Raw genomic sequence first — 18851 nt, forward strand, 5'->3', positions numbered from 1 at the left:
TTCGGGCAATGGATCTTGAGCCTTGGTGTTGAGATAACTTGGCTAAAGACAGTTTAAATGCTCTGTGATATTTGGACATAAAAAGACCCCCAGTAATTGGAATGTCCAACTATTGGGGGTCAGTTCAATGATCGCCTTTTTTCTTTTTCGCTGTCCCGTCCTGATAACAGTATTTCGCCACAGTTTAAAACCAACTTTACAGCCACTTAAAATACTGGGATGACGAAACCCAGTCTCTGTACTCTCTTACGCACAGTGTGACTTACCTTCAATCACAACGATTTACACATCTTCATCAATAAATAACTTGAATTTTTTCAAATATAAATGATAATTATTTTTATTAGCATAAACAAATAGGCCAGAAACTTGCTTTCCAATCAAATGACCCTCCATCGTGCTGCAAAAGCAATACACATCAACAAACGTGGATTCATACCAGTTGCTGTCCTAATACTCTGGCTTACCCCAAGCCTGCAAAGCATGGTGGTTAGTGTCTTATCAGACGCCTTCTTACAAGTCTCAGCGTTTGTCGCCGCCACACTGGCTCTGTATTACGGTCTAAGTCATCACCTAGATACCTCAGGTCTGAAACAATGGATGAGCCATAAACCTTATAGAGAAGTGGTTTTTGCTGGTGTCATGGGAGTCTTACCCGGCTGTGGTGGCGCCATTGTTATTATCACTCAGTATACGCAAGGCAAAATTGGTTTTGGTGCGGTTGTCGCCGTATTGACCAGTACCATGGGAGACGCTGCCTTCTTATTAATTAGCCAACGACCTGAAGACGCTATGATTGTTTTACCAATAAGTGTTTTAGTCGGCATTATATCGGGATTATTTACCTCTTGGTTTTTACCCAGCCCTCAGCTTGAAACACCTAAGCCGCCCACTGACGCAATCAAACAGCTCCAGATGCCCAGCAAATTTGATGTCTGGGTGAGCCGCATCAATATTGCCTTTTGGTGCTTATTAATTGTACCAGTGAGTATTGTCGCCTTATTAATGGCCATGCAATACGATGTTAATAAATTATTAGGATTACCGGATCAATTAATCGAGACTCTGGGGGCCATTGCGGGGTTTGCTTGTTTGCTGTTGTGGGCACTGTCGGCTAAAAGTGACCGTTTTTCCGAATTGGCGAAGGAAAATGACAACCCCCTACCCAAGCACTGGATTCGCAAAGTAGCGCAAGATACTCAGTTTGTTACCAGCTGGGTCGTGGTCGCTTTTCTGTGCTTTGAACTGGTGTTACATGCAACTGGTGATGGCTTATTAAACGCTTTACAGCAATGGGGAGCGAGTAGCATTTTCGTGGCAGCCGCTATCGGCTTATTGCCTGGTTGCGGCCCCCAAATCATGGTCACAGGTCTGTACTTACAAGGGGCAATCCCCTTATCAGCACAACTGGCAAACGCCATCAGTAATGATGGGGATGCTCTTTTTCCTGCGATTGCTCTTGCCCCAAAAGCCGCCATGCTAGCCACTCTGTATTCAACAATACCAGCCTTAATAACCGGCTACGCCTATTATTGGTTAGTAGAGACATAAATTAACCCTATCTAGGCTTGTATTGAGCAGGGCTGTAAGCTCGTAAGACATCTGGCGAACGGAGATGATTATGCTTAGTCCTGCGACCAGTCACTCTCTTACGCCACATTCTAAAACTGGACGCTTTCATCTCGGAGCGCATTAACTTAATGACGTCGGACTCAGACAAGCCAAACTCTCTGGCTATGGCTTCAAAAGGCGTTCTATCTTCCCAAGCCATTTCAATAACACGGGAAATCTCATGTTCAAACAAGGTCATATTAAGCTATCCAATATTGTACTGACTGGTAAGCTTACGCATTTCTAAACACCTTGGATCAATTCAAAGAAGAAGTCTTGCTCACACACCGTCTAATTATTCGATTGGATCGAGATTGACCATGAGCGAAGCATGAACATCACGTCACTTGCACCCATGGCCTGAGGATTATTTGGCGGTAATAACATCCATTACCAATTTACCTTCGACTTTTATTGGGCCGTCTTCTTTCGCCCCTAAAGTGTACTCAAAAATACCCGTTTTCGTACCACCCGCTTCACCATGTAACATCAGCATCAGCATTTGACCTGGTTTGACAGGCTCTGTCAGTATTGCTGTCACTTGGCTATTCTCACCCTTTTTCAACGGAGCATGACCAACAACAGGACCTGGCTTCATATTTTTATTCGTGCGGTGCACAACCAACCAGCCATTTTCTGCCGCCATGATAGTATCAGCCGTGACAGTACCAGTAGAGACGTCTTGATTACTCCCCTTCACCATCAACTTATCGTCCATTGCGTGGTGACCAGCAAAAACAGCCCCAGTGATAGCCAACGCACCCAATGCCAATGTCATACGTGAAATCGATTTTTTCATAACAAACCTCTAATAAAATTAAAAAAATAATTGCTCCTATTAAGTTACGAGAGGCGATGAAAAAAGTTTCAAGCTGAGTCTATTTTTTAGATATAAAAACTCAAGACATTGATTTTTAATGAAATTTAAATTAAAAAAACTCTCTTAAATTTCTGTTGGATACAACCAACCATGAATGGCTGGCCCCGTTGGCAAGCCAGTTGGAGAACCTCCTTTTGGCTCAACACTGATCCCAAAAGTGGCATGTCGAATGATGTTAGCATCAAAATCAACCTGTCTTTGAACAGGCTCCAAAACAGAACCCAACACCCCCAGTGAGCGAGGGTTTGGACCAATTTCATCCGACTTAATCCAAAGCTGATAAGTCTTTCCTTGTGGATTTTTAGCCGTTACTGAACGCACTGTTAGTGCTCGAGTCTCCAGATTCAATGACATAATAAACGCTGGCTGCTGATCGTCAGCCTGAAAAACAGCAACAAAAGGCGACTCAGGTGATGTAGAGGTAAAAGGATTAATCACCAACATCACTAACAAACATGCTGCCATCGCAACACTGGCGAAGGTGAGTCGTCGCCAACGAGACAATTGCTGACGAAGTAGGCTTACTTCATCTCGCCCATGTGCTTGAACTTCCGACCCAGGTTGAGCGGGGATTTTTGCCAGTATGTCAGCTAATAAATCGGCTCTAGGGCGCTCGTCCGTAACATATTCATTTAATCCGACAAAATGCGCTTGCCAACGGTCAATAGCCAGTTGTAATTCATCGTCTTGCTGAGCACGATCGGCCACCCACTGTCTGTCATCTTGAGACAAAGTGCCAAGCACGTATTCCGCCGCTAATATGTCGATATTTTCGTTTTCTAGATCCTGTTTCATTTCATGCAACCTTGTAGCTGCTTAATACTACGGTGTAACCAAGTTTTTATGGTTCCAAGTGGCTGATTAAAGCGCCTTGATAGCTGTTCACGTGACTCACCATTTAGATACGCTGCTTTTATCATCTCCGCTTTTGGAGACTCTAACCCTTGCAAGCAAGTTTCAAGTTTTTGCAGCTCTTTTCGTTGTGACGTTGCCTCTTCAGGTCTCATCTTGTCGTCCAGAATAAGGTCAAAATCCACATCGTTTTCCTGTTCAGGCAATTGTGTTTTACGTATTTCATCAATGGCTCTATTGCGAGCGATAGTGGCTAACCAAGTCACTGGGGAAGCCACTTCTGAATTAAAAACGGAGGCTTTTTGCCAAACAGTTAAATAGACCTCTTGTAGAATCTCTTCTGCTAAAGCCTGCTTACATAAGATACGTAAAACGATGCCAAAAAGTTTCCGATGCGTCGCTTGATACAATTCAGAGAAGGCAGCCTGATCCTTCTGAGCAACACGCTCAAGCAAACCAACCAAAGTCTCGGCCGTATGATTTTTCGCTAACAAAAAAGCGCCTCTATGGACATAATTGACTGATTTTTTTCAGCCAAAATATCGCCGTTAAATGATTATTAAGGAACACATCTTACCGTTTTTTGTATGAATGCCAACTCATCAAACTGATGACATAAAAGTACAGTCAGTGGTGAGCAAAAAAAGGCGACAGCAAACTCAGATAAAAAAACAATTTACACCTCTAACCTCAGCATAATAATGTCACTTTACCCATGCCCTTTTTTCGTTTAAAGGGTAACCAAACTATGGGTTTTAGATACATTTAATCACAACTTAAACGGCTAAACATTTGATATATAATGATTAGAGATGTAAATTAATAGGCAGCTTTCTATAAAAATAAACCAACAAATTTGATAGAACTCATCACTAAAGGACACCACTATGAAAAGTAAATTACTGCTTTCTGTCGCCCTTACCCTAGGCGCGTCAGGTGCATTCGCCGCTCACCATGAATGCGGTAAAGTCACCATTGCTGATATGAACTGGAGCTCTGCATCACTGATCGCCAATATTGATAAATTCATTCTAACCAATGGCTTTGACTGTGACGCTGAATTGGTGCCAGGCGATACCATGCCTACTGGCACCTCAATGATCGAAAAAGGTCAGCCAGACATTGCGCCAGAGCTTTGGACCAACTCCTTCAATGCCGTATTAAATCAAGGTGTTGATGAAGGTCGCTTAAAACTGGCTGGCAAATCGCTGTCTGACGGTGGTGAAGAAGGTTTTTGGGTACCCGCTTACATGGTCGAAAAAGACCCTGAGCTGGCGACCATTGAAGGCGTAATCAAGCACGCAAAAGAATTTCCACACCCAGAAGACGACAGCGTATCTGGTTTCTATGGCTGTCCCGCTGGCTGGGGTTGCCAGATCTCCGGTGCAAACTTATTCCGCGCCTTGAAATTAGACGAGGCTGGTTTTGAATTAATTGACCCTGGTTCTGGTGCAGGCTTAGCTGGTTCAATCGCCAAAGCTTATGAGCGTAAAGCACCTTGGTTTGGTTATTACTGGGCACCAACAGCCGTATTAGGTAAATACAAGATGGTGAAAGTCGACTTTGGTTCTGGCGTTAACAAAGACGAATTCATCAACTGTATTGCCTTAGCTGACTGTTTAGAACCCACCGTGTCTATGTATCCACCTTCACCTGTGTATACCATTACCACGGATGAATTTGCGGAAAAATCGCCTGAGGCTTATGCCTACTTAGGTAAACGCTCTTTCACCAATGAACAAATGAATGGTCTACTTGCGTGGATCGAAGAAAACCAAGCGGATGGACAATATGCCGCAGAGAACTTTATGTTTGAACATGAGGACGTTTGGTCTAAATGGGTCAGCAAGGATGTTAAAAACAAACTCTTGGAAGCTCTCGATAATTTGTAAGTTTGCCTGATGGCAACCACATCACGAGCGAGCCTACTCCTTGCTCGTGATTTTTTCCTACCTGATATAACCGAAAGAAAATACTATGGCTGATCAATCCTGGCTCACTGAATTCCCCGATATGAGCCGCAGAGAACTTCTGGGAATACGAAAAACACTGGATGGTGCCTACCGTGACTTTTCACGCGCCTACGGTGATCAAATCGAAGCTTTCTTCGACCCCCTACTGAGTTTCCTAGTGTGGTTTGAAAACTTACTGCTGAATACACCTTGGTGGTTAGTGCTAGGGGTTTTAGCTGGCTTAGTCTACTTCATGAGCCGCTCTTGGAAACTTTGTGTTGGTGTCTCCCTTTCCTTGTTAGCCATTGGCTATTTTGGTATGTGGGATAATACGATGCGAACCCTAAGTATTATTACCGTGTGCACCTTCTTGGCAATCATTTTAGGCATACCCGTAGGGATTATGATGGCTCGGTCAAACCGGACACAAGCCATTATTACGCCCTTTTTAGACATCATGCAGACCATGCCAGCCTTTGTTTATTTGATTCCTGTCGTGATGCTTTTGGGTATAGGTAAAATTCCTGGTGTCATCGCCGTGGTCATTTATGCCATACCGCCCGTTATTCGCTTAACCAACTTAGGCATACGCCTAGTACCGCACGAAACGTTAGAAGCTGCCACCGCCTATGGTGCCACACCAAAACAGCGTTTATTTGGGGTCCAGCTACCGCTTGCCATGCCAACCATTATGGCTGGCATCAACCAAACCATTATGATGGCTCTTGCCATGGTGGTTATCGCCTCTATGATCGGTGTAAAAGGTCTAGGTCAGCCAGTTTTAAAATCCATTACTAACCAATACTTTACCCTAGGTTTATTAAATGGATTGGCCATTGTGGCCCTTGCCATCATGTTTGACCGCGTCTCTCAAAGCTATGCAAAACGTACACAGAAACACCTAGGAGGCGATCAAAATGGACAATAATTCAGCGCCACTGATTGAAATTGAATCCCTTACTCAAATATTTGGTAACACCCCCGAAAAGGTATTAGCAAAAGTTGACCAAGGTATGAGCAAAAGCGATGTGCTCGCTGAAACAGGTCACACCGTTGGTTTACGTGACATTAATCTATCCGTTAATCGCGGTGAAATTTTTGTCATCATGGGGCTGTCAGGATCAGGTAAATCCACTTTGATTCGTCATTTTAATCGCTTGATCGACCCTACAGCGGGCAAGATCAAAGTGGAAGGTGACGATATTCTTACCCTAAGTCCGAAAGAATTAATTGAGTTTCGTCGTCATAAGATGTCCATGGTGTTCCAACATTTTGGTTTGATGCCTCACCATTGCGTTCTCGACAATGTGGGTTATGGATTATCAATACAAGGCGAGAAACCCGACGTTTGGAAAACTAAGGCGAAAGAGTGGCTCGAAGTGGTCGGTTTAGAAGGCTATGAAGACCAATACCCTTCTCAACTTTCTGGCGGTCAGCAACAACGAGTCGGGTTAGCACGGGCTCTGTGTACAGACGCGGAAATACTTTTAATGGATGAAGCCTTCTCCGCTCTTGACCCATTAATCCGCTATGAAATGCAAACTCAACTGATCGAGTTACAAGGTAAGCTGCATAAAACCATTATTTTCATTACCCATGACCTAGATGAAGCATTACGCTTAGGGGATCGAATTGCCGTATTAAAAGATGGTGAAATGGTTCAAGTTGGTACACCGGAAGACATCATTCTAAGTCCAGTCGATGAGTATGTGAGAGACTTTGCCAAAGACGTAAATCGTGCCAAAGCGTTAAAAGTGAAACACATTATGGATCGGAGCAAAGACAGAGTAGTCGACTGTGATTCAGAGGATGGATTAAACGATGCTTTCAATAAGCATGACACCTTAATCTGGACCAAAAACCATCAACTCCAAGGCGTGGTCAGTAAAAATCGTTTAGCGGCTTATCAGGCTGGTCAAATCGACTCACCACTCTTGCATCAAACCAGTGTCAAAAAGAAAGACTACTTACAAAGTGTGTTACCACTCGCCCTGTTAACAGACCATCACCTCTTACCAGTACTCGACAGTGATAATCAAGTCATTGGTAGCCTGTCAAATGATGCGCTCGCAGAGGTATTAAATCCAAGCTTTGATGCGGCGTAACGACAAACTGGCATTAAAAAGGCGGTGCAAATTACCGCCTTTTTAATGATTAGCAAGCAATGAAAAGAAACCACAAAAGCTGAAAGATATTCATGTAAAGCGTTTACTAGCAGGCATAACGTCTATCATGGATGAATATCCATCATACGACCCATTAATATTTCCCCAAATACAGACTTACAATATGCGCTGCGCACTCTTTTGATAGCCTTGTCTAGATAATCGCCAAACAATGCCCACCAATAACAATACAGCATGAAACCCGACTAACAATAAATAGGCACCACCAAACTGTGTATCCGTGGCGGCCAAACTCGAGGTTAAAAAGGAAGCGTTGATAATATTAATGCCAAAGGTAATGGCGGATATGGTGAGGTGAGAGCGAAATGCCATCATCGCCATTAGGCTACTTAATATTGCGATGAAGATGCCACCCATTGGTAAAAAAATGGAAAGTGTCCCAGAAACCAGTGCCAAAATAGATAAAGTACTCATAGTGATCCGTCCCTATATCTTACTTCTACTTCTCATTATATTAATATTTGTACTTAAAATTCTTAATCTAGGTCATTTAATTTGTCTGTAATACTTGATTCTCAGACACTTAAAAACCGCTTAATTAAAAACTGTTCAAAATTAATACAATTTATACTACTGCGACGAATTCACATTTGCAACTTTAATTCACATTTAGTTTTCTAAAGCAATATTTAGATACATTTCATTACGATATTTTTAACCTTACCTCACTTCCTCTATTAAATCGGCGAACACACGCGTTTGATATCGTTATTATCGAGAGGTGGCATCCATATCCTCCTCCCAGCAAACTCGGATGAATTTATAACGCGCTTAACGCCGTAACCAATGCTTGCATTTCATCATCGGTACCAATCGTAATACGCAAATAATTTCCAATACGAGGTTTATTACCAAAATAGCGCACCAATATGCCTTGCTCTTTCAATTTCAAATACACCTCTTCTGCCGACTTTTCTGGGTGCGTCGCAAAAACAAAGTTGGTTGCTGAAGGCAATAATTCATACCCCAACTGAGTAAGGGCTTTAACCGTGGTTTCACGGGTCGCTATGGTTTTATCACAAATATTCTGTAGGTAGGTTTCGTCTTCTACCGCGGCCGTCGCTCCAGCTAGCGCAATGCGATCAATTGGGTAGGAGTTAAAGGAATTCTTCAAACGCTCCAACCCTTCGATCAAATCTGGGTGACCAAAAGCATAGCCAACGCGAATGCCAGCCAAAGCCCGTGACTTGGACAAGGTTTGCACCACTAATAAGTTCGGATATTGATTGACCAAGGCCACCGCACTCTGCGCACCAAAGTCCACATACGCTTCGTCCACCAGCACCACTACATCTGGGTTAGATTGCAAAATGGTTTCGATGTCGGTCAGCGGCAACGCTTTTCCAGTTGGCGCATTAGGGTTGGTCACAACCACACCTGATACATCTAAATGCTGATAGTCCTCAGCAGCAATATCAAATTCATCGGTCAAAGGAATCAGCTTGGGCGTAATGCCATAAAGGCCAGCGTACACCTTATAAAAACTATACGTAATGTCCGCAAAAGCCAAAGCTTTACCATTCGTAAAATAGCCCATAAAAGCCAACGCCAGCACTTCATCAGAGCCATTGCCGACAAACACCTGATTGGTATTCAATTGATATTGATTCGCCAAAGCCGTTTTTAGCACCATAGCATTGGGGTCAGGATACAAACGCAGACTTTCCGAGACCTCTGCCGCCATCGCTTGTAATGCCTTTGGAGAAGGTGAATAAGGACTCTCATTGGTATTGAGCTTAATGTATTGTTTGTCTTGAGGTTGCTCACCTGGCACATAAGGATCAAGCGATGCGATTTTATCGGTCCAAAAACGACTCATGGAATGCTCCGTGGTACTTCATCAAAAATAGAGTGTAAAAACAAAATAAGGCCTCAATTGAGGCCTTATACATACAAAACGATTTGTCAGTGACTATATCCGGCCTAGGATCAGTCCTGAGGCTTCATATGAGGGAACAAAAGCACATCGCGAATCGAAGGTGCATCAGTGAACAGCATCACCAAACGGTCAATACCAATCCCTTCACCCGCGGTTGGCGGCAAGCCGTATTCCAAGGCATTAATGTAATCAGCATCATAATGCATGGCTTCGTCGTCACCGGCATCTTTTTCCGCCACTTGACGTTTAAAACGTTCCGCTTGGTCTTCTGGATCATTTAACTCCGAGAAACCGTTAGCAATTTCACGACCACCAACAAAGAACTCAAAGCGATCGGTGATGAAATCATTATCGTCATTACGACGTGCCAAAGGTGATACTTCAGCAGGGTACTCAGTGATAAAAGTCGGTTGATCCAACTTGTGCTCCGCCGTCTCTTCGAAGATTTCAGTCCAAAGCTTGCCCAAGCCCCAAATCGGCTTCACATCGATTTTCAGTTTTTTCGCTACTTCTGTGGCTTTTTCTAAAGTGCTCAGGTCATCTTCCGTCAAGTCCGGATTGTAATGCAGGATAGATTCTAACATCGTCATGCGAACAAACGGCGCACCAAAGTCATATTCAGAACCTTGGTAAGTGACCGTTGTGGTGTTCAATACCTTCTCAGCCACATCACGCAACATGGCTTCAGTTAGATCCATCAAATCTTTGTAATCTGCGTAAGCTTGGTAGAATTCGATCATGGTGAATTCTGGGTTGTGTCGAGTCGATGTCCCTTCATTACGGAAGTTACGATTGATCTCGAAAACACGTTCAAAACCACCCACAACCAAGCGCTTCAAGTAAAGCTCTGGCGCGATACGCAAATACATGCTCATGTCCATGGCATTGTGATGTGTCACAAAAGGACGTGCTGTAGCGCCACCTGGAATGGTCTGCAGCATAGGTGTTTCAACTTCCATGAAACGACGATCTTCTAGGAAGCGACGAATCGTAGAAATGATTTTAGAGCGAATTTGGAAAGTATCACGAGACTCTTCATTGACAATCAAGTCCACGTAACGCTGACGGTAACGCATTTCCATGTCTGACAAACCATGATGCTTATCAGGAAGAGGACGCAAGGATTTAGTCAATAATTGCGCTTCTTGCATATCAATGTACAAGTCACCTTTACCAGACTTATGCACCGGCCCTGTCACACCAATGATGTCACCCAGATCCCATGTTTTTTGCTCAGCCAATAACTCAGGGCTCAAAGCTTTACGATTAATGTAAGCTTGAATCTGGCCTGACATGTCTTGTAGCAACATGAAGGCACCACGGTTACGTACGATACGTCCCGCAATACTGACTTTGTGATCTTTCTCTTCCAGTTCCGCTTTTTCTAACTCACCAAATTCGGCTTGTAAATCCGCGGCATACGCATCACGACGGAATTGATTTGGAAAAGCATTACGTTGCTCACGAATCGCCGCTAATTTACCACGACGTTCCGCCACAAGACGGTTATCTTCGGATTGTAAATTTGTTTCTGTGTTGTCGTTTGCCATGATATTGGTATCTACTCTTTAATCTTTTCTAAAATAAGGAATGGCGCTTTACAGGCCTTGTTTTAAACTTGCGACGATAAATTGATCTAAATTACCATCCAACACCGCTCCTGTATTGGAGCTTTCTACGCCAGTCCGCAAATCTTTGATACGAGAAGAGTCCAATACGTAAGAACGAATCTGACTCCCCCAACCAATGTCCGACTTGCTGTCTTCCACGGCTTGTGCCGCTTCTGTTCGCTTCATCATTTCTAATTCATACAACTTGGCACGCAGCTGTTTCATCGCAAAATCACGGTTAGCGTGCTGTGAACGTTGGTTCTGACATTGCACTACGATACCACTCGGTATGTGCGTAATACGCACCGCAGAGTCTGTCGTATTAACGTGCTGTCCACCCGCTCCCGAAGAACGATACGTATCAGTACGCAAGTCCGCAGGATTAATATCAATTTCAACGTTGTCATCAATTTCAGGGGACACAAACACAGAGGCAAACGAGGTATGACGACGATTGCCTGAGTCAAATGGCGATTTACGCACTAAACGGTGTACACCCGTTTCCGTTCTCAACCAGCCAAACGCATACTCGCCTTCAAAACGAATGGTCGCCGATTTAATACCGGCCACTTCACCCGCAGACACTTCCACCAAATCGACTTTAAAGCCCTTATCCTCACCCCAACGCAAATACATGCGCAACAGAATATTGGCCCAGTCTTGCGCCTCAGTACCACCAGAGCCTGACTGAATGTCTAAGAAGGCACTGTTTTCGTCCATCTCTTTCGAGAACATGCGACGGAATTCCAGTTTAGCCAGCAAGGCTTCCAACTCATCAAGTTCCAACTGAACCGCTTCGACTGAGTCTTCATCGTTTTCTTCAACGGCGATATCAAGCAACTCTTTGGCATCAGCAAGACCGTTGTCCATACCATCTAAGGTATCGACAACCGCTTCGAGCGCGGAACGCTCTTTACCTAACTTTTGAGCATAATCTGGATCGTTCCAGACATTAGAATCTTCTAATTCTCGGTTTACTTCTTCTAAGCGTTCTTTCTTTGCATCGTAGTCAAAGATACCCCCGAAGGGTAAGAGCACGTTCGGATAGATCTTTTATTTGCGAAAGTATCGGGTTTATTTCCATATTGGCGTCAATTTGCTATAAACAGTGTGGATAAAATTAATTCGGAATTGTAACGAATTTACTCGCAGCATAAAATGCCATTCGCTACTCAATGATGGAAAAACTGACCATTTTTTGTGGGCCTTGCTATCAAATGGAGTCTATATGGATAAGCCAACGGTTTCAGTCGCCATACTGGGACAAACTTACAACATACATTGTCCGAAAGGGCACGAAGCGGAATTGAAAGAATCCGCGGAATATTTGGATACTCAAATGCGTGAGATCAAAGCCAGCGGAAAAATCGTCGGACTTGAGAAAATTGCTGTGCTCGCGGCATTGAATATTACTCACGATATGCTATCTGGGCGAAAATTTGCTCGCTCCAATGAGCAACAACTGCGAGAGTTGACCTCACAGCTAGATGCCGCCCTGACTCACGAGACAAAATTGGTTAACGAATAAACACAGACCTGTTCAATCTATACACGATTCAATAAGGCACAAGGGATCAAAACGAATTTTCTTCATACAGGGAAGAAAATGAGCAAGTTTCATCCGTGATTTTTAGCCGCAGTTACTCTATACTTCACTCGTTTCCTGGGTTGTACGTAGCGGCTTAACGCCCTTGAGCCTATGAGTAATACCCCGGAAAAGGCCTGCTGATTTGGTGTGCATGTCCGTGCGTCGGAAAGCCTAAAGAGTCACAGCTTTTTCCACCTTGAACCACTGGGTTCAAGGCCAATAGTCGAAACGGCAACTTGGGAAACCCTTTTCATGATCCAACCTCCTCTCGATCGTCATAGTCTACGCAAAACCTTACGTCACGCCAGACGTCAACTAACAGAACAAGAACAGCAACAAGCTGCCAGTCAGCTTCTGAAACAAACACTTCACTCTGAATGGTTAAATAATGTAGAACACCTTGCCCTGTATCTGGCGAACGACGGTGAAATATCCCCACACCTCATCAGCGAATATTGCTGGCAACGCAACATCAAAACCTACTTACCCGTTGTGAAAGGCGAAACCTTACGCTTTGCGCATTACGACCAAACAACACAATGGCATAATAATCGATTTGGCATTGCCGAACCTGTGACTGAAACATACCAAGCGCAAGACACTATAGACATTGTCTTTATGCCTCTGGTTGGTTTTGATCAATATGGCGGGCGATTAGGAATGGGAGGTGGCTTCTATGACAAGAGTTTTGCTCGCAAGAGCATTGAGCAGAAACCATTATTAATTGGTTTGGCCCATGACTGTCAGCAAGTTGAGCAGCTTCCCATCGAACCTTGGGACGTTCCATTGCAAGCCATACTCAGTCCACAGCAGTGTATCGACATCAATCTGACGACAAAAGATTAGTACATAAAGCTGTAACCGATAGAGAAATAAAAGCCAGTATCGCCGTCATCGTTCTCTGGTGAATAGGCCACATCAATGTCCAACCGACGGGACAAGGTCAAACCGGCTGTATAGTAACTCATCTCATTACCCGCCATGTTCTTACGAACACCCGCTCTCATCCCGATGGAGAAAAAGTCATCACTGTAATGAGAGATGGAAACCGCAGCCCATTGGTATTGATCGCCTAACGGATCTTTAATCGAATTGGCATCAAAAGAGCCAGCAATGGAAAAATTTTGATCTTTACTCTTCAACGCCATACTTAGATTAAGCTGGGCTTTCATCTTATATTTTTCTTTAAGAGAAATTTTACCTGAATCCGCAAAACCAATGGCCGCATTACAGGCTGATAAATCAGCACCAGACAAACCTGTACAGCGCCCAATCACCTTATAATCAAATTCAGGTTCATTCACATTGGACAAGGTGGCCCCCAACTGCAAGTAACGCGCTGCAATGATGGCCCCTAAATCAAGTGAGATACCATCTGAGCGATCTTCTCGGCTAATAAAGAAATCCCCATAAGAGACATCAGAATCACCATCTTCATTCAACACCGTTAATTTTTGATCCATGGCTAATTTATGAAAATTTAATCGTCCACCTAATAACAAAGCACTGCCGGTTGTACGTGAATACATTTCGCTGTAGCCAATACTGAATTTATAATTAGAGACTCTTTTCAGATAAAGTGAGGTATCCGTTTCAAGCTCGATGGCCGCCAAATCAACATTTTGCAAATCGTTCTCATCAGAAATATTACGCAGATCATCCAAACCGTTTAGCGAAAAACTGTCCGATAATATTTGTGCCCTACCCACTAAGGAAGCACTGGCGTCGATCATAAAGACACCACGTCGACGGGTTTTGTATATGATGGGAAGAAACGGCCCTTGCACGGTCGTCGCGAATTTAAGGTAGGTTGTGTCCGCAATCGCGGCCACATCGTCACTCACGTCTGACAAACTGTCTTCAATGGTATCCACAGCCGCATTGATTTCTTGAACGATATACGCGTTCGCTGCCGCTTCTTTATCGGCATTACTGCCAGCTGTATTGTTATAAACAGTTGTCGCGCCATTCTCGATGGCTTGCAAATCCAAAGAGGATAGGTAATCTGTGTCGACACTGGCTTCCAGCGAATCGACCTTATCATTGATGGTACCTACACCGCCACCCTCAACACCGATGCCTATCGGCCCCACAAAGCCAATACGAAAGCCTTGTAAATTCGCCATTAAATAAGGCGCCGCCGGATTTCCCATGGCGGTCGACAAGGCATGACGGTTTCCGTAGCTGCCCAGCACGGTACTGGAACCGATTGGCTGATAGGTATACATGGCTGCCATCACCGATGAACTAACAAGGTACAAACAAGCAATGGCAAAATACTTTTTCATGACGGAGCAAAATCCCTAAACAACCCAGTAAATAACTCAGCAAACAATGACCAACAAAAAAGCCGAGGACAGTTATGTCATCGGCTTTATTTGCAAAATCTTTACTGTTTAGAAGGCAGTATCATAACCTAAAGAAAAATACACACTGCGAGGCATTTCATCACCATCTTCGTCTTCTACTGTGTCTAATGCCACAGCAACGTCTAAATTTAGACGTTTTAAGATAGTTAAACCGAAACTACCATAACTTAGCTCCGTACCCGCCATGTTCTGACGGTAACCTACTCGCAGACCTGGCAAGAAGTGAGAATCGCCGTAGTAAGAGATAGAAGCCGCTGCCCACTGGTATTCGTCACCCACCGCATCTTCAACAGGGTTGGTGTCGTAAGACATCCCTAAAGTAAGTTGCTTACCAGCCGTTGATACAGCAAGATCGACTGTGGTTTGCATTTCCATTACATATTTACTACCAGTGGTATCAAGCTTGCCTGCATTCTGCAAACTTTGGGCTGCATCACAACTTTCTGATCCACAAGCAGTATCAATTGCGACACCATCAAACTCTGGCTCATTGATGTTCGCAAAAGTCACACCAACTTGATAATTATTCGACACCCAAACCATGCCTAAATCAATGCCAACACCAGTAGAGTCAATGGCATCCTCATCTATTGCATCTGAAATAGCATCATCAGCATCAGTTGAGTCATCTTCCAATGAAACAAGTGCACGCCCCATAGAAATATTATGCATAGTCGCTTTCAAACCACCGACTAACATGCCGTGAGAGTTTTCCCACATAGATTGGCTATAGCCCAATCCAAGAGCAAGATCCACAGCAGTTTGAGCCTGGAATGATGCATCAGTCGTTAATTCACCAGTACCACCATCCACAGACACATTACTAGATAATACATTTGCTTTTGCAACAGTAGAGATACTAGCATCCAACATGAAGGCGCCATTGTTGTCTGTTTTATAAATAACCGGCATTAAAGGCACTTGCAAACCTACAGATGTCTTAACATAAGCAGTATCACCTACTTCATTTAAGATATTTTCAACTCTTGTTACATCTCCTGCAGCTGTCCCCGCAGTTGAATTATCAATAATATCTTCGACCTCTTCCATTCGATCACCCAGATCGCTGACGTCACCCATTTCAATGCCAACACTCAATGGGCCTAGGATACCAAAACGAAAATTGTCATCATCTTGTTCATTCACCATCAAAAATGGTGCCGCTGGGTTGCCTAGCGCAGTAGCAAGTGCTCGCTTATTCGGAGAGCTACTTAGGGTAAAACTGGAACCAATGGGTTGGTTAACTGGCATGGCTGCCATAGCGGCAGTGCTTAGTAAGCTCGTGGAAAGAACAAGCAGCTTTTTCATAATCGAATCCTTCAAAAATCAAACAAGTGATACAAACTAGATACACATTAGTAAGAAAATATTACATTTGGAGGAAATGTAAACCCATAGATTACACATTCTATACAAAAAAAGCATATTTCAAGCAAATCCACCAAGAAATGCATATAAGTTATACAATTTGAGATCCATCACTTCAAAATCGAGAGCAATCAAAGTCGAGCGTAATCCTAAAAAAGATTCGCCTTGTTCAAAGAACAAGCATCCATCGAAAAATCTATCGAATTGAAACGGCACAGTAGTGTGAAAAAATGAACAGAGAAAACCCTTAACGTCGAGTCCTTCGACCAAACGTTAAGGTTTAAAAAGGGAATTTAGAGGTGATCTAAGGTTAATTGATGACGCAATTTTTCCAAATCTTCGGGCGTATCCACACCATGAGAGGGCAAACTGTCCGCCACAGCAACTTGCACCTTAATCCCCTGATGTAAGAAACGTAGCTGTTCCAATTTTTCCCAACGTTCAAGTGGTGACATGGGCAATTCAGCGTATTTATTCAATAAGCTCGCCCGATAGACATATAAACCAATATGACGTAAAACCGGCAAATCGATGGGTAAATAGCCACTTGGCTCTTGCCCGTTAGCCAAACCATCTCGATCCCAAGGAATCGGCGCGCGACTGAAATACAAGGCTCGCTGCCGTTCATCACACACCACTTTCACCACGTTTGGATTAAGATAATCCTGCTTATCATCAATGGCGCACGCTACAGTTGCCATTTCAGCTTCAGCGTCTTGGTACAAGGCTTTTACCGTAGCATGAATCAAAGCGACGGGTAGGAAAGGCTCATCTCCCTGTACATTGACAATGATTTCCTCACCAGACCAAGCCATTTTTTCAGCCACTTCTGCCAAACGCTCCGTACCATTCTCATGATCATCACGAGTCATTACGACGTTTGCCCCGAACCGCTCTGCGGCTCGATAAATTTCGTTATGATCGGTTGCTACCGTCACAGACTGAGCGCCCGCTTGCAGTGACAATTCATGCACCCATTGCAACACAGGTTTGCCACCAAGATCTGCCATCAGCTTTTGCGGAAAACGCTGAGAGGCATAGCGAGCCGGAATCACAATGTGAAAAGCAGGTAGCTGTGTGTGTAACGTAGAATCAGACATGACGTTCAAACTCCGGTTGCTTTGCTAATTCGTAAGCTTCTTCTAGTGGCATACGGGACGCTAGAATCAAATCCGCCACTTCCCTTGCTACGCCTTGTCCAGCCGACTTGGATAATATCAACGGACAATGACGTAATAACAGAGTATGTGCATCAGCAGGACACATGGCCAGACCAACACTCGGCATCACCTGTAAATCAATCACATCGTCTCCTACATAAGCCACTTGAGATGCTGACACTTGTAACCTTGCGGTTAACTCAGCAAAAGCCTCTGCCTTGTTATGACAACCTGGATAGAAATGCTCAACATTCAGGTCTGTCATGCGTTGACGCAAGGCTGGAGAGTCTTTGGCCGTGATCACCGCCACGGTCACGCCCCACTTAGGCAGGAGTTTCATCGCAACGCCGTCTTTGACGTTAAAACGCTTAATCGTCTCGCCTTGCTCTGTGTAGAGCAAGCCACCGTCGGTCAAGACACCATCCACGTCAAATACCACCAGCTTTAAATTCTGCAAGCGCTGCAATAACGCTGGTTGTTCAGATATCACGGAATAAGAAGCAAGAAACGCAGCATCCATGGCTTAAGCTCTCGTGTCCAGTTCATCAAACGTTTTGACCAACTCATCAAGCTGTTTCATCTGCTTTAAGAAAGGCGCTAATTTGCCTAGCGGTAACGCACAAGGACCATCACATTTAGCCGAATCCGGTGTCGGGTGAGTTTCTAAGAATAAACTTGATAACCCAAGTGACATACCAGCACGCGCCAATTCTGTTACCTGTGCACGACGACCATCCGCTGAATCCTCACGACCACCAGGACGCTGTAGAGAATGAGTGACATCAAACATCACTGGGTAAGTGAATTTCTTCATTTCACCAAAACCCAACATATCTACAACAAGGTTGTTGTAACCCATCATAGTGCCACGCTCACACAACATAAGTTGATCATTACCAGCTTCTTCACACTTTTTCAGAATGTGTTTCATTTCATGAGGTGCTAAGAACTGCGCCTTCTTAATGTTAATCACTACCCCCGTTTTCGCCATGGCGACAACTAAGTCTGTTTGACGAGAAAGAAAGGCAGGTAATTGAATCACATCCGCTACTTCGGCCACAGGCGCACACTGATACGCTTCATGTACATCTGTGATCACTGGCACATTAAAGGTCTCTTTGATTTCTTGTAAAATCTTCAGACCTTCTTCCATGCCTGGACCACGAAAAGAGTTAATAGAAGAACGGTTTGCTTTGTCAAACGACCCTTTAAACACATAAGGAATACCCAGGGCTTCAGTTACTTTGACATGCTCCTCAGCAACTTGCATCGCCAAATCACGAGACTCCAGAACATTGACACCACTGAACAGCACAAATGGTAAGTGATTCGCAACTTCAACCTGTTGACCAATTTTGATGATTTTTGATTCTTGAGACATACTAACTCCTGTTAA

19 protein-coding genes and 1 other RNA gene are annotated in these 18851 nt (G+C 44.0%); 7 read left to right on the forward strand and 13 right to left on the reverse strand.

Annotated elements, in window-relative coordinates:
* Window positions 1-369: 369 nt before the first annotated feature.
* A complete protein-coding gene (locus OA79_RS10245) occupies window positions 370-1551 on the forward strand; it encodes a putative manganese transporter (protein ID WP_231908851.1) in 1182 nt (393 codons plus the stop codon).
* Between the two features lie 7 nt (window positions 1552-1558).
* On the opposite strand, the gene OA79_RS10250 is transcribed toward OA79_RS10245, so the two are convergent.
* The 4 genes from OA79_RS10250 to OA79_RS10265 form a co-directional block, all read right to left on the reverse strand.
* Window positions 1559-1810, reverse strand: a complete 252-nt coding sequence (locus OA79_RS10250; protein WP_063333152.1) for a TIGR03643 family protein — start codon at window positions 1808-1810, stop codon at window positions 1559-1561.
* Window positions 1811-1978: 168 nt separating this feature from the next.
* Entirely contained in the window at window positions 1979-2410 is a 432-nt protein-coding gene (locus OA79_RS10255; RefSeq protein WP_063333153.1) for a DUF7282 domain-containing protein, read from the reverse strand.
* Window positions 2411-2554: 144 nt separating this feature from the next.
* Window positions 2555-3286: an anti-sigma factor gene (locus tag OA79_RS10260; protein WP_063333154.1), complete on the reverse strand. Its 732-nt coding sequence runs from the start codon at window positions 3284-3286 to the stop codon at window positions 2555-2557.
* The gene (locus OA79_RS10265; RefSeq protein WP_082825448.1) at window positions 3283-3837 is read right to left on the reverse strand and encodes a sigma-70 family RNA polymerase sigma factor; all 555 of its coding nucleotides are present in this window, start codon (window positions 3835-3837) and stop codon (window positions 3283-3285) included. The genes OA79_RS10260 and OA79_RS10265 overlap by 4 nt, the downstream gene beginning before the upstream one ends.
* Window positions 3838-4230: 393 nt before the next feature.
* On the opposite strand from OA79_RS10265, the gene OA79_RS10270 reads away from it, so the two are divergent.
* From OA79_RS10270 to OA79_RS10280, 3 genes are all read left to right on the forward strand, one after another.
* Entirely contained in the window at window positions 4231-5235 is a 1005-nt protein-coding gene (locus OA79_RS10270; protein WP_063333155.1) for an ABC transporter substrate-binding protein, read from the forward strand.
* Between the two features lie 85 nt (window positions 5236-5320).
* The gene (locus OA79_RS10275) at window positions 5321-6223 is read left to right on the forward strand and encodes an ABC transporter permease (RefSeq protein WP_063333156.1); all 903 of its coding nucleotides are present in this window, start codon (window positions 5321-5323) and stop codon (window positions 6221-6223) included.
* A complete protein-coding gene (locus OA79_RS10280) occupies window positions 6213-7400 on the forward strand; it encodes a quaternary amine ABC transporter ATP-binding protein (RefSeq protein WP_063333157.1) in 1188 nt (395 codons plus the stop codon). The genes OA79_RS10275 and OA79_RS10280 overlap by 11 nt, the downstream gene beginning before the upstream one ends.
* A gap of 177 nt (window positions 7401-7577) precedes the next feature.
* Here the strand turns inward: OA79_RS10280 and OA79_RS10285 are convergent, their stop codons facing one another.
* From OA79_RS10285 to prfB, 4 genes are all read right to left on the reverse strand, one after another.
* Window positions 7578-7895: a hypothetical protein gene (locus tag OA79_RS10285; protein WP_063333158.1), complete on the reverse strand. Its 318-nt coding sequence runs from the start codon at window positions 7893-7895 to the stop codon at window positions 7578-7580.
* A gap of 346 nt (window positions 7896-8241) precedes the next feature.
* Window positions 8242-9300: a histidinol-phosphate transaminase gene (gene hisC, locus OA79_RS10290; protein ID WP_063333159.1), complete on the reverse strand. Its 1059-nt coding sequence runs from the start codon at window positions 9298-9300 to the stop codon at window positions 8242-8244.
* A 110-nt stretch (window positions 9301-9410) separates the two neighbouring features.
* On the reverse strand, window positions 9411-10910 hold the full coding sequence (lysS, locus tag OA79_RS10295; protein WP_063333160.1) for a lysine--tRNA ligase: 1500 nt from the start codon (window positions 10908-10910) through the stop codon (window positions 9411-9413).
* A gap of 48 nt (window positions 10911-10958) precedes the next feature.
* Window positions 10959-12054 (reverse strand): peptide chain release factor 2 gene (gene prfB, locus OA79_RS10300; protein ID WP_156486252.1). Its coding sequence is split into 2 segments (ribosomal slippage): window positions 10959-11981 and window positions 11983-12054, totalling 1095 coding nucleotides; the frame shifts between segments, so codons are not numbered across the junction.
* Between the two features lie 144 nt (window positions 12055-12198).
* On the opposite strand from prfB, the gene OA79_RS10305 reads away from it, so the two are divergent.
* The 3 genes from OA79_RS10305 to OA79_RS10315 all read left to right on the forward strand — a co-directional run bounded on the left by OA79_RS10305 (window position 12199) and on the right by OA79_RS10315 (window position 13404).
* Entirely contained in the window at window positions 12199-12498 is a 300-nt protein-coding gene (locus tag OA79_RS10305; protein WP_063333162.1) for a cell division protein ZapA, read from the forward strand.
* 129 nt (window positions 12499-12627) lie between these two features.
* Window positions 12628-12805, forward strand: a non-coding RNA gene (gene ssrS, locus OA79_RS10310) — 6S RNA.
* A 5-nt stretch (window positions 12806-12810) separates the two neighbouring features.
* Window positions 12811-13404 (forward strand): 5-formyltetrahydrofolate cyclo-ligase, encoded by a 594-nt coding sequence (locus tag OA79_RS10315; RefSeq protein ID WP_063333163.1) that lies wholly within the window; start codon window positions 12811-12813, stop codon window positions 13402-13404.
* On the opposite strand, the gene traF (OA79_RS10320) is transcribed toward OA79_RS10315, so the two are convergent.
* The 5 genes from traF (OA79_RS10320) to kdsA all read right to left on the reverse strand — a co-directional run bounded on the left by traF (OA79_RS10320) (window position 13401) and on the right by kdsA (window position 18836).
* A complete protein-coding gene (gene traF, locus OA79_RS10320; protein ID WP_063333164.1) occupies window positions 13401-14846 on the reverse strand; it encodes a conjugal transfer protein TraF in 1446 nt (481 codons plus the stop codon). The two genes, OA79_RS10315 and traF (OA79_RS10320), sit on opposite strands and share 4 nt — an antisense overlap.
* A gap of 108 nt (window positions 14847-14954) precedes the next feature.
* Window positions 14955-16235 carry a conjugal transfer protein TraF gene (traF, locus tag OA79_RS10325; protein ID WP_063333165.1) on the reverse strand — a complete coding sequence of 427 codons (1281 nt, stop codon included), beginning with the start codon at window positions 16233-16235 and terminating at the stop codon, window positions 14955-14957.
* A gap of 353 nt (window positions 16236-16588) precedes the next feature.
* Window positions 16589-17395 carry a 3-deoxy-manno-octulosonate cytidylyltransferase gene (gene kdsB, locus OA79_RS10330; protein ID WP_063333166.1) on the reverse strand — a complete coding sequence of 269 codons (807 nt, stop codon included), beginning with the start codon at window positions 17393-17395 and terminating at the stop codon, window positions 16589-16591.
* Window positions 17388-17975 (reverse strand): KdsC family phosphatase, encoded by a 588-nt coding sequence (locus tag OA79_RS10335; protein ID WP_063333167.1) that lies wholly within the window; start codon window positions 17973-17975, stop codon window positions 17388-17390. The genes kdsB and OA79_RS10335 overlap by 8 nt, the downstream gene beginning before the upstream one ends.
* Window positions 17976-17978: 3 nt before the next feature.
* A complete protein-coding gene (gene kdsA / locus OA79_RS10340) occupies window positions 17979-18836 on the reverse strand; it encodes a 3-deoxy-8-phosphooctulonate synthase (RefSeq protein ID WP_063333168.1) in 858 nt (285 codons plus the stop codon).
* Between the last annotated feature and the right edge of the window lie 15 nt (window positions 18837-18851).

It is taken from the genome of Marinomonas sp. TW1 (assembly GCF_001625355.1).
Taxonomy (GTDB): domain Bacteria; phylum Pseudomonadota; class Gammaproteobacteria; order Pseudomonadales; family Marinomonadaceae; genus Marinomonas.

What these genes read in the sequence shown, in the direction of transcription:
- OA79_RS10250 (WP_063333152.1), bottom strand. Translation starts at nt 1,810, where the DNA reads ATGACCTTGTTTGAACATGAGATTTCCCGTGTTATTGAAATGGCTTGG.
- OA79_RS10255 (WP_063333153.1), bottom strand. Translation starts at nt 2,410, where the DNA reads ATGAAAAAATCGATTTCACGTATGACATTGGCATTGGGTGCGTTGGCT.
- OA79_RS10260 (WP_063333154.1), bottom strand. Translation starts at nt 3,286, where the DNA reads ATGAAACAGGATCTAGAAAACGAAAATATCGACATATTAGCGGCGGAA.
- OA79_RS10270 (WP_063333155.1), top strand. Translation starts at nt 4,231, where the DNA reads ATGAAAAGTAAATTACTGCTTTCTGTCGCCCTTACCCTAGGCGCGTCA.
- OA79_RS10275 (WP_063333156.1), top strand. Translation starts at nt 5,321, where the DNA reads ATGGCTGATCAATCCTGGCTCACTGAATTCCCCGATATGAGCCGCAGA.
- OA79_RS10280 (WP_063333157.1), top strand. Translation starts at nt 6,213, where the DNA reads ATGGACAATAATTCAGCGCCACTGATTGAAATTGAATCCCTTACTCAA.
- OA79_RS10285 (WP_063333158.1), bottom strand. Translation starts at nt 7,895, where the DNA reads ATGAGTACTTTATCTATTTTGGCACTGGTTTCTGGGACACTTTCCATT.
- hisC (WP_063333159.1), bottom strand. Translation starts at nt 9,300, where the DNA reads ATGAGTCGTTTTTGGACCGATAAAATCGCATCGCTTGATCCTTATGTG.
- lysS (WP_063333160.1), bottom strand. Translation starts at nt 10,910, where the DNA reads ATGGCAAACGACAACACAGAAACAAATTTACAATCCGAAGATAACCGT.
- OA79_RS10305 (WP_063333162.1), top strand. Translation starts at nt 12,199, where the DNA reads ATGGATAAGCCAACGGTTTCAGTCGCCATACTGGGACAAACTTACAAC.
- OA79_RS10315 (WP_063333163.1), top strand. Translation starts at nt 12,811, where the DNA reads ATGATCCAACCTCCTCTCGATCGTCATAGTCTACGCAAAACCTTACGT.
- traF (WP_063333164.1), bottom strand. Translation starts at nt 14,846, where the DNA reads ATGAAAAAGTATTTTGCCATTGCTTGTTTGTACCTTGTTAGTTCATCG.
- traF (WP_063333165.1), bottom strand. Translation starts at nt 16,235, where the DNA reads ATGAAAAAGCTGCTTGTTCTTTCCACGAGCTTACTAAGCACTGCCGCT.
- kdsB (WP_063333166.1), bottom strand. Translation starts at nt 17,395, where the DNA reads ATGTCTGATTCTACGTTACACACACAGCTACCTGCTTTTCACATTGTG.
- OA79_RS10335 (WP_063333167.1), bottom strand. Translation starts at nt 17,975, where the DNA reads ATGGATGCTGCGTTTCTTGCTTCTTATTCCGTGATATCTGAACAACCA.
- kdsA (WP_063333168.1), bottom strand. Translation starts at nt 18,836, where the DNA reads ATGTCTCAAGAATCAAAAATCATCAAAATTGGTCAACAGGTTGAAGTT.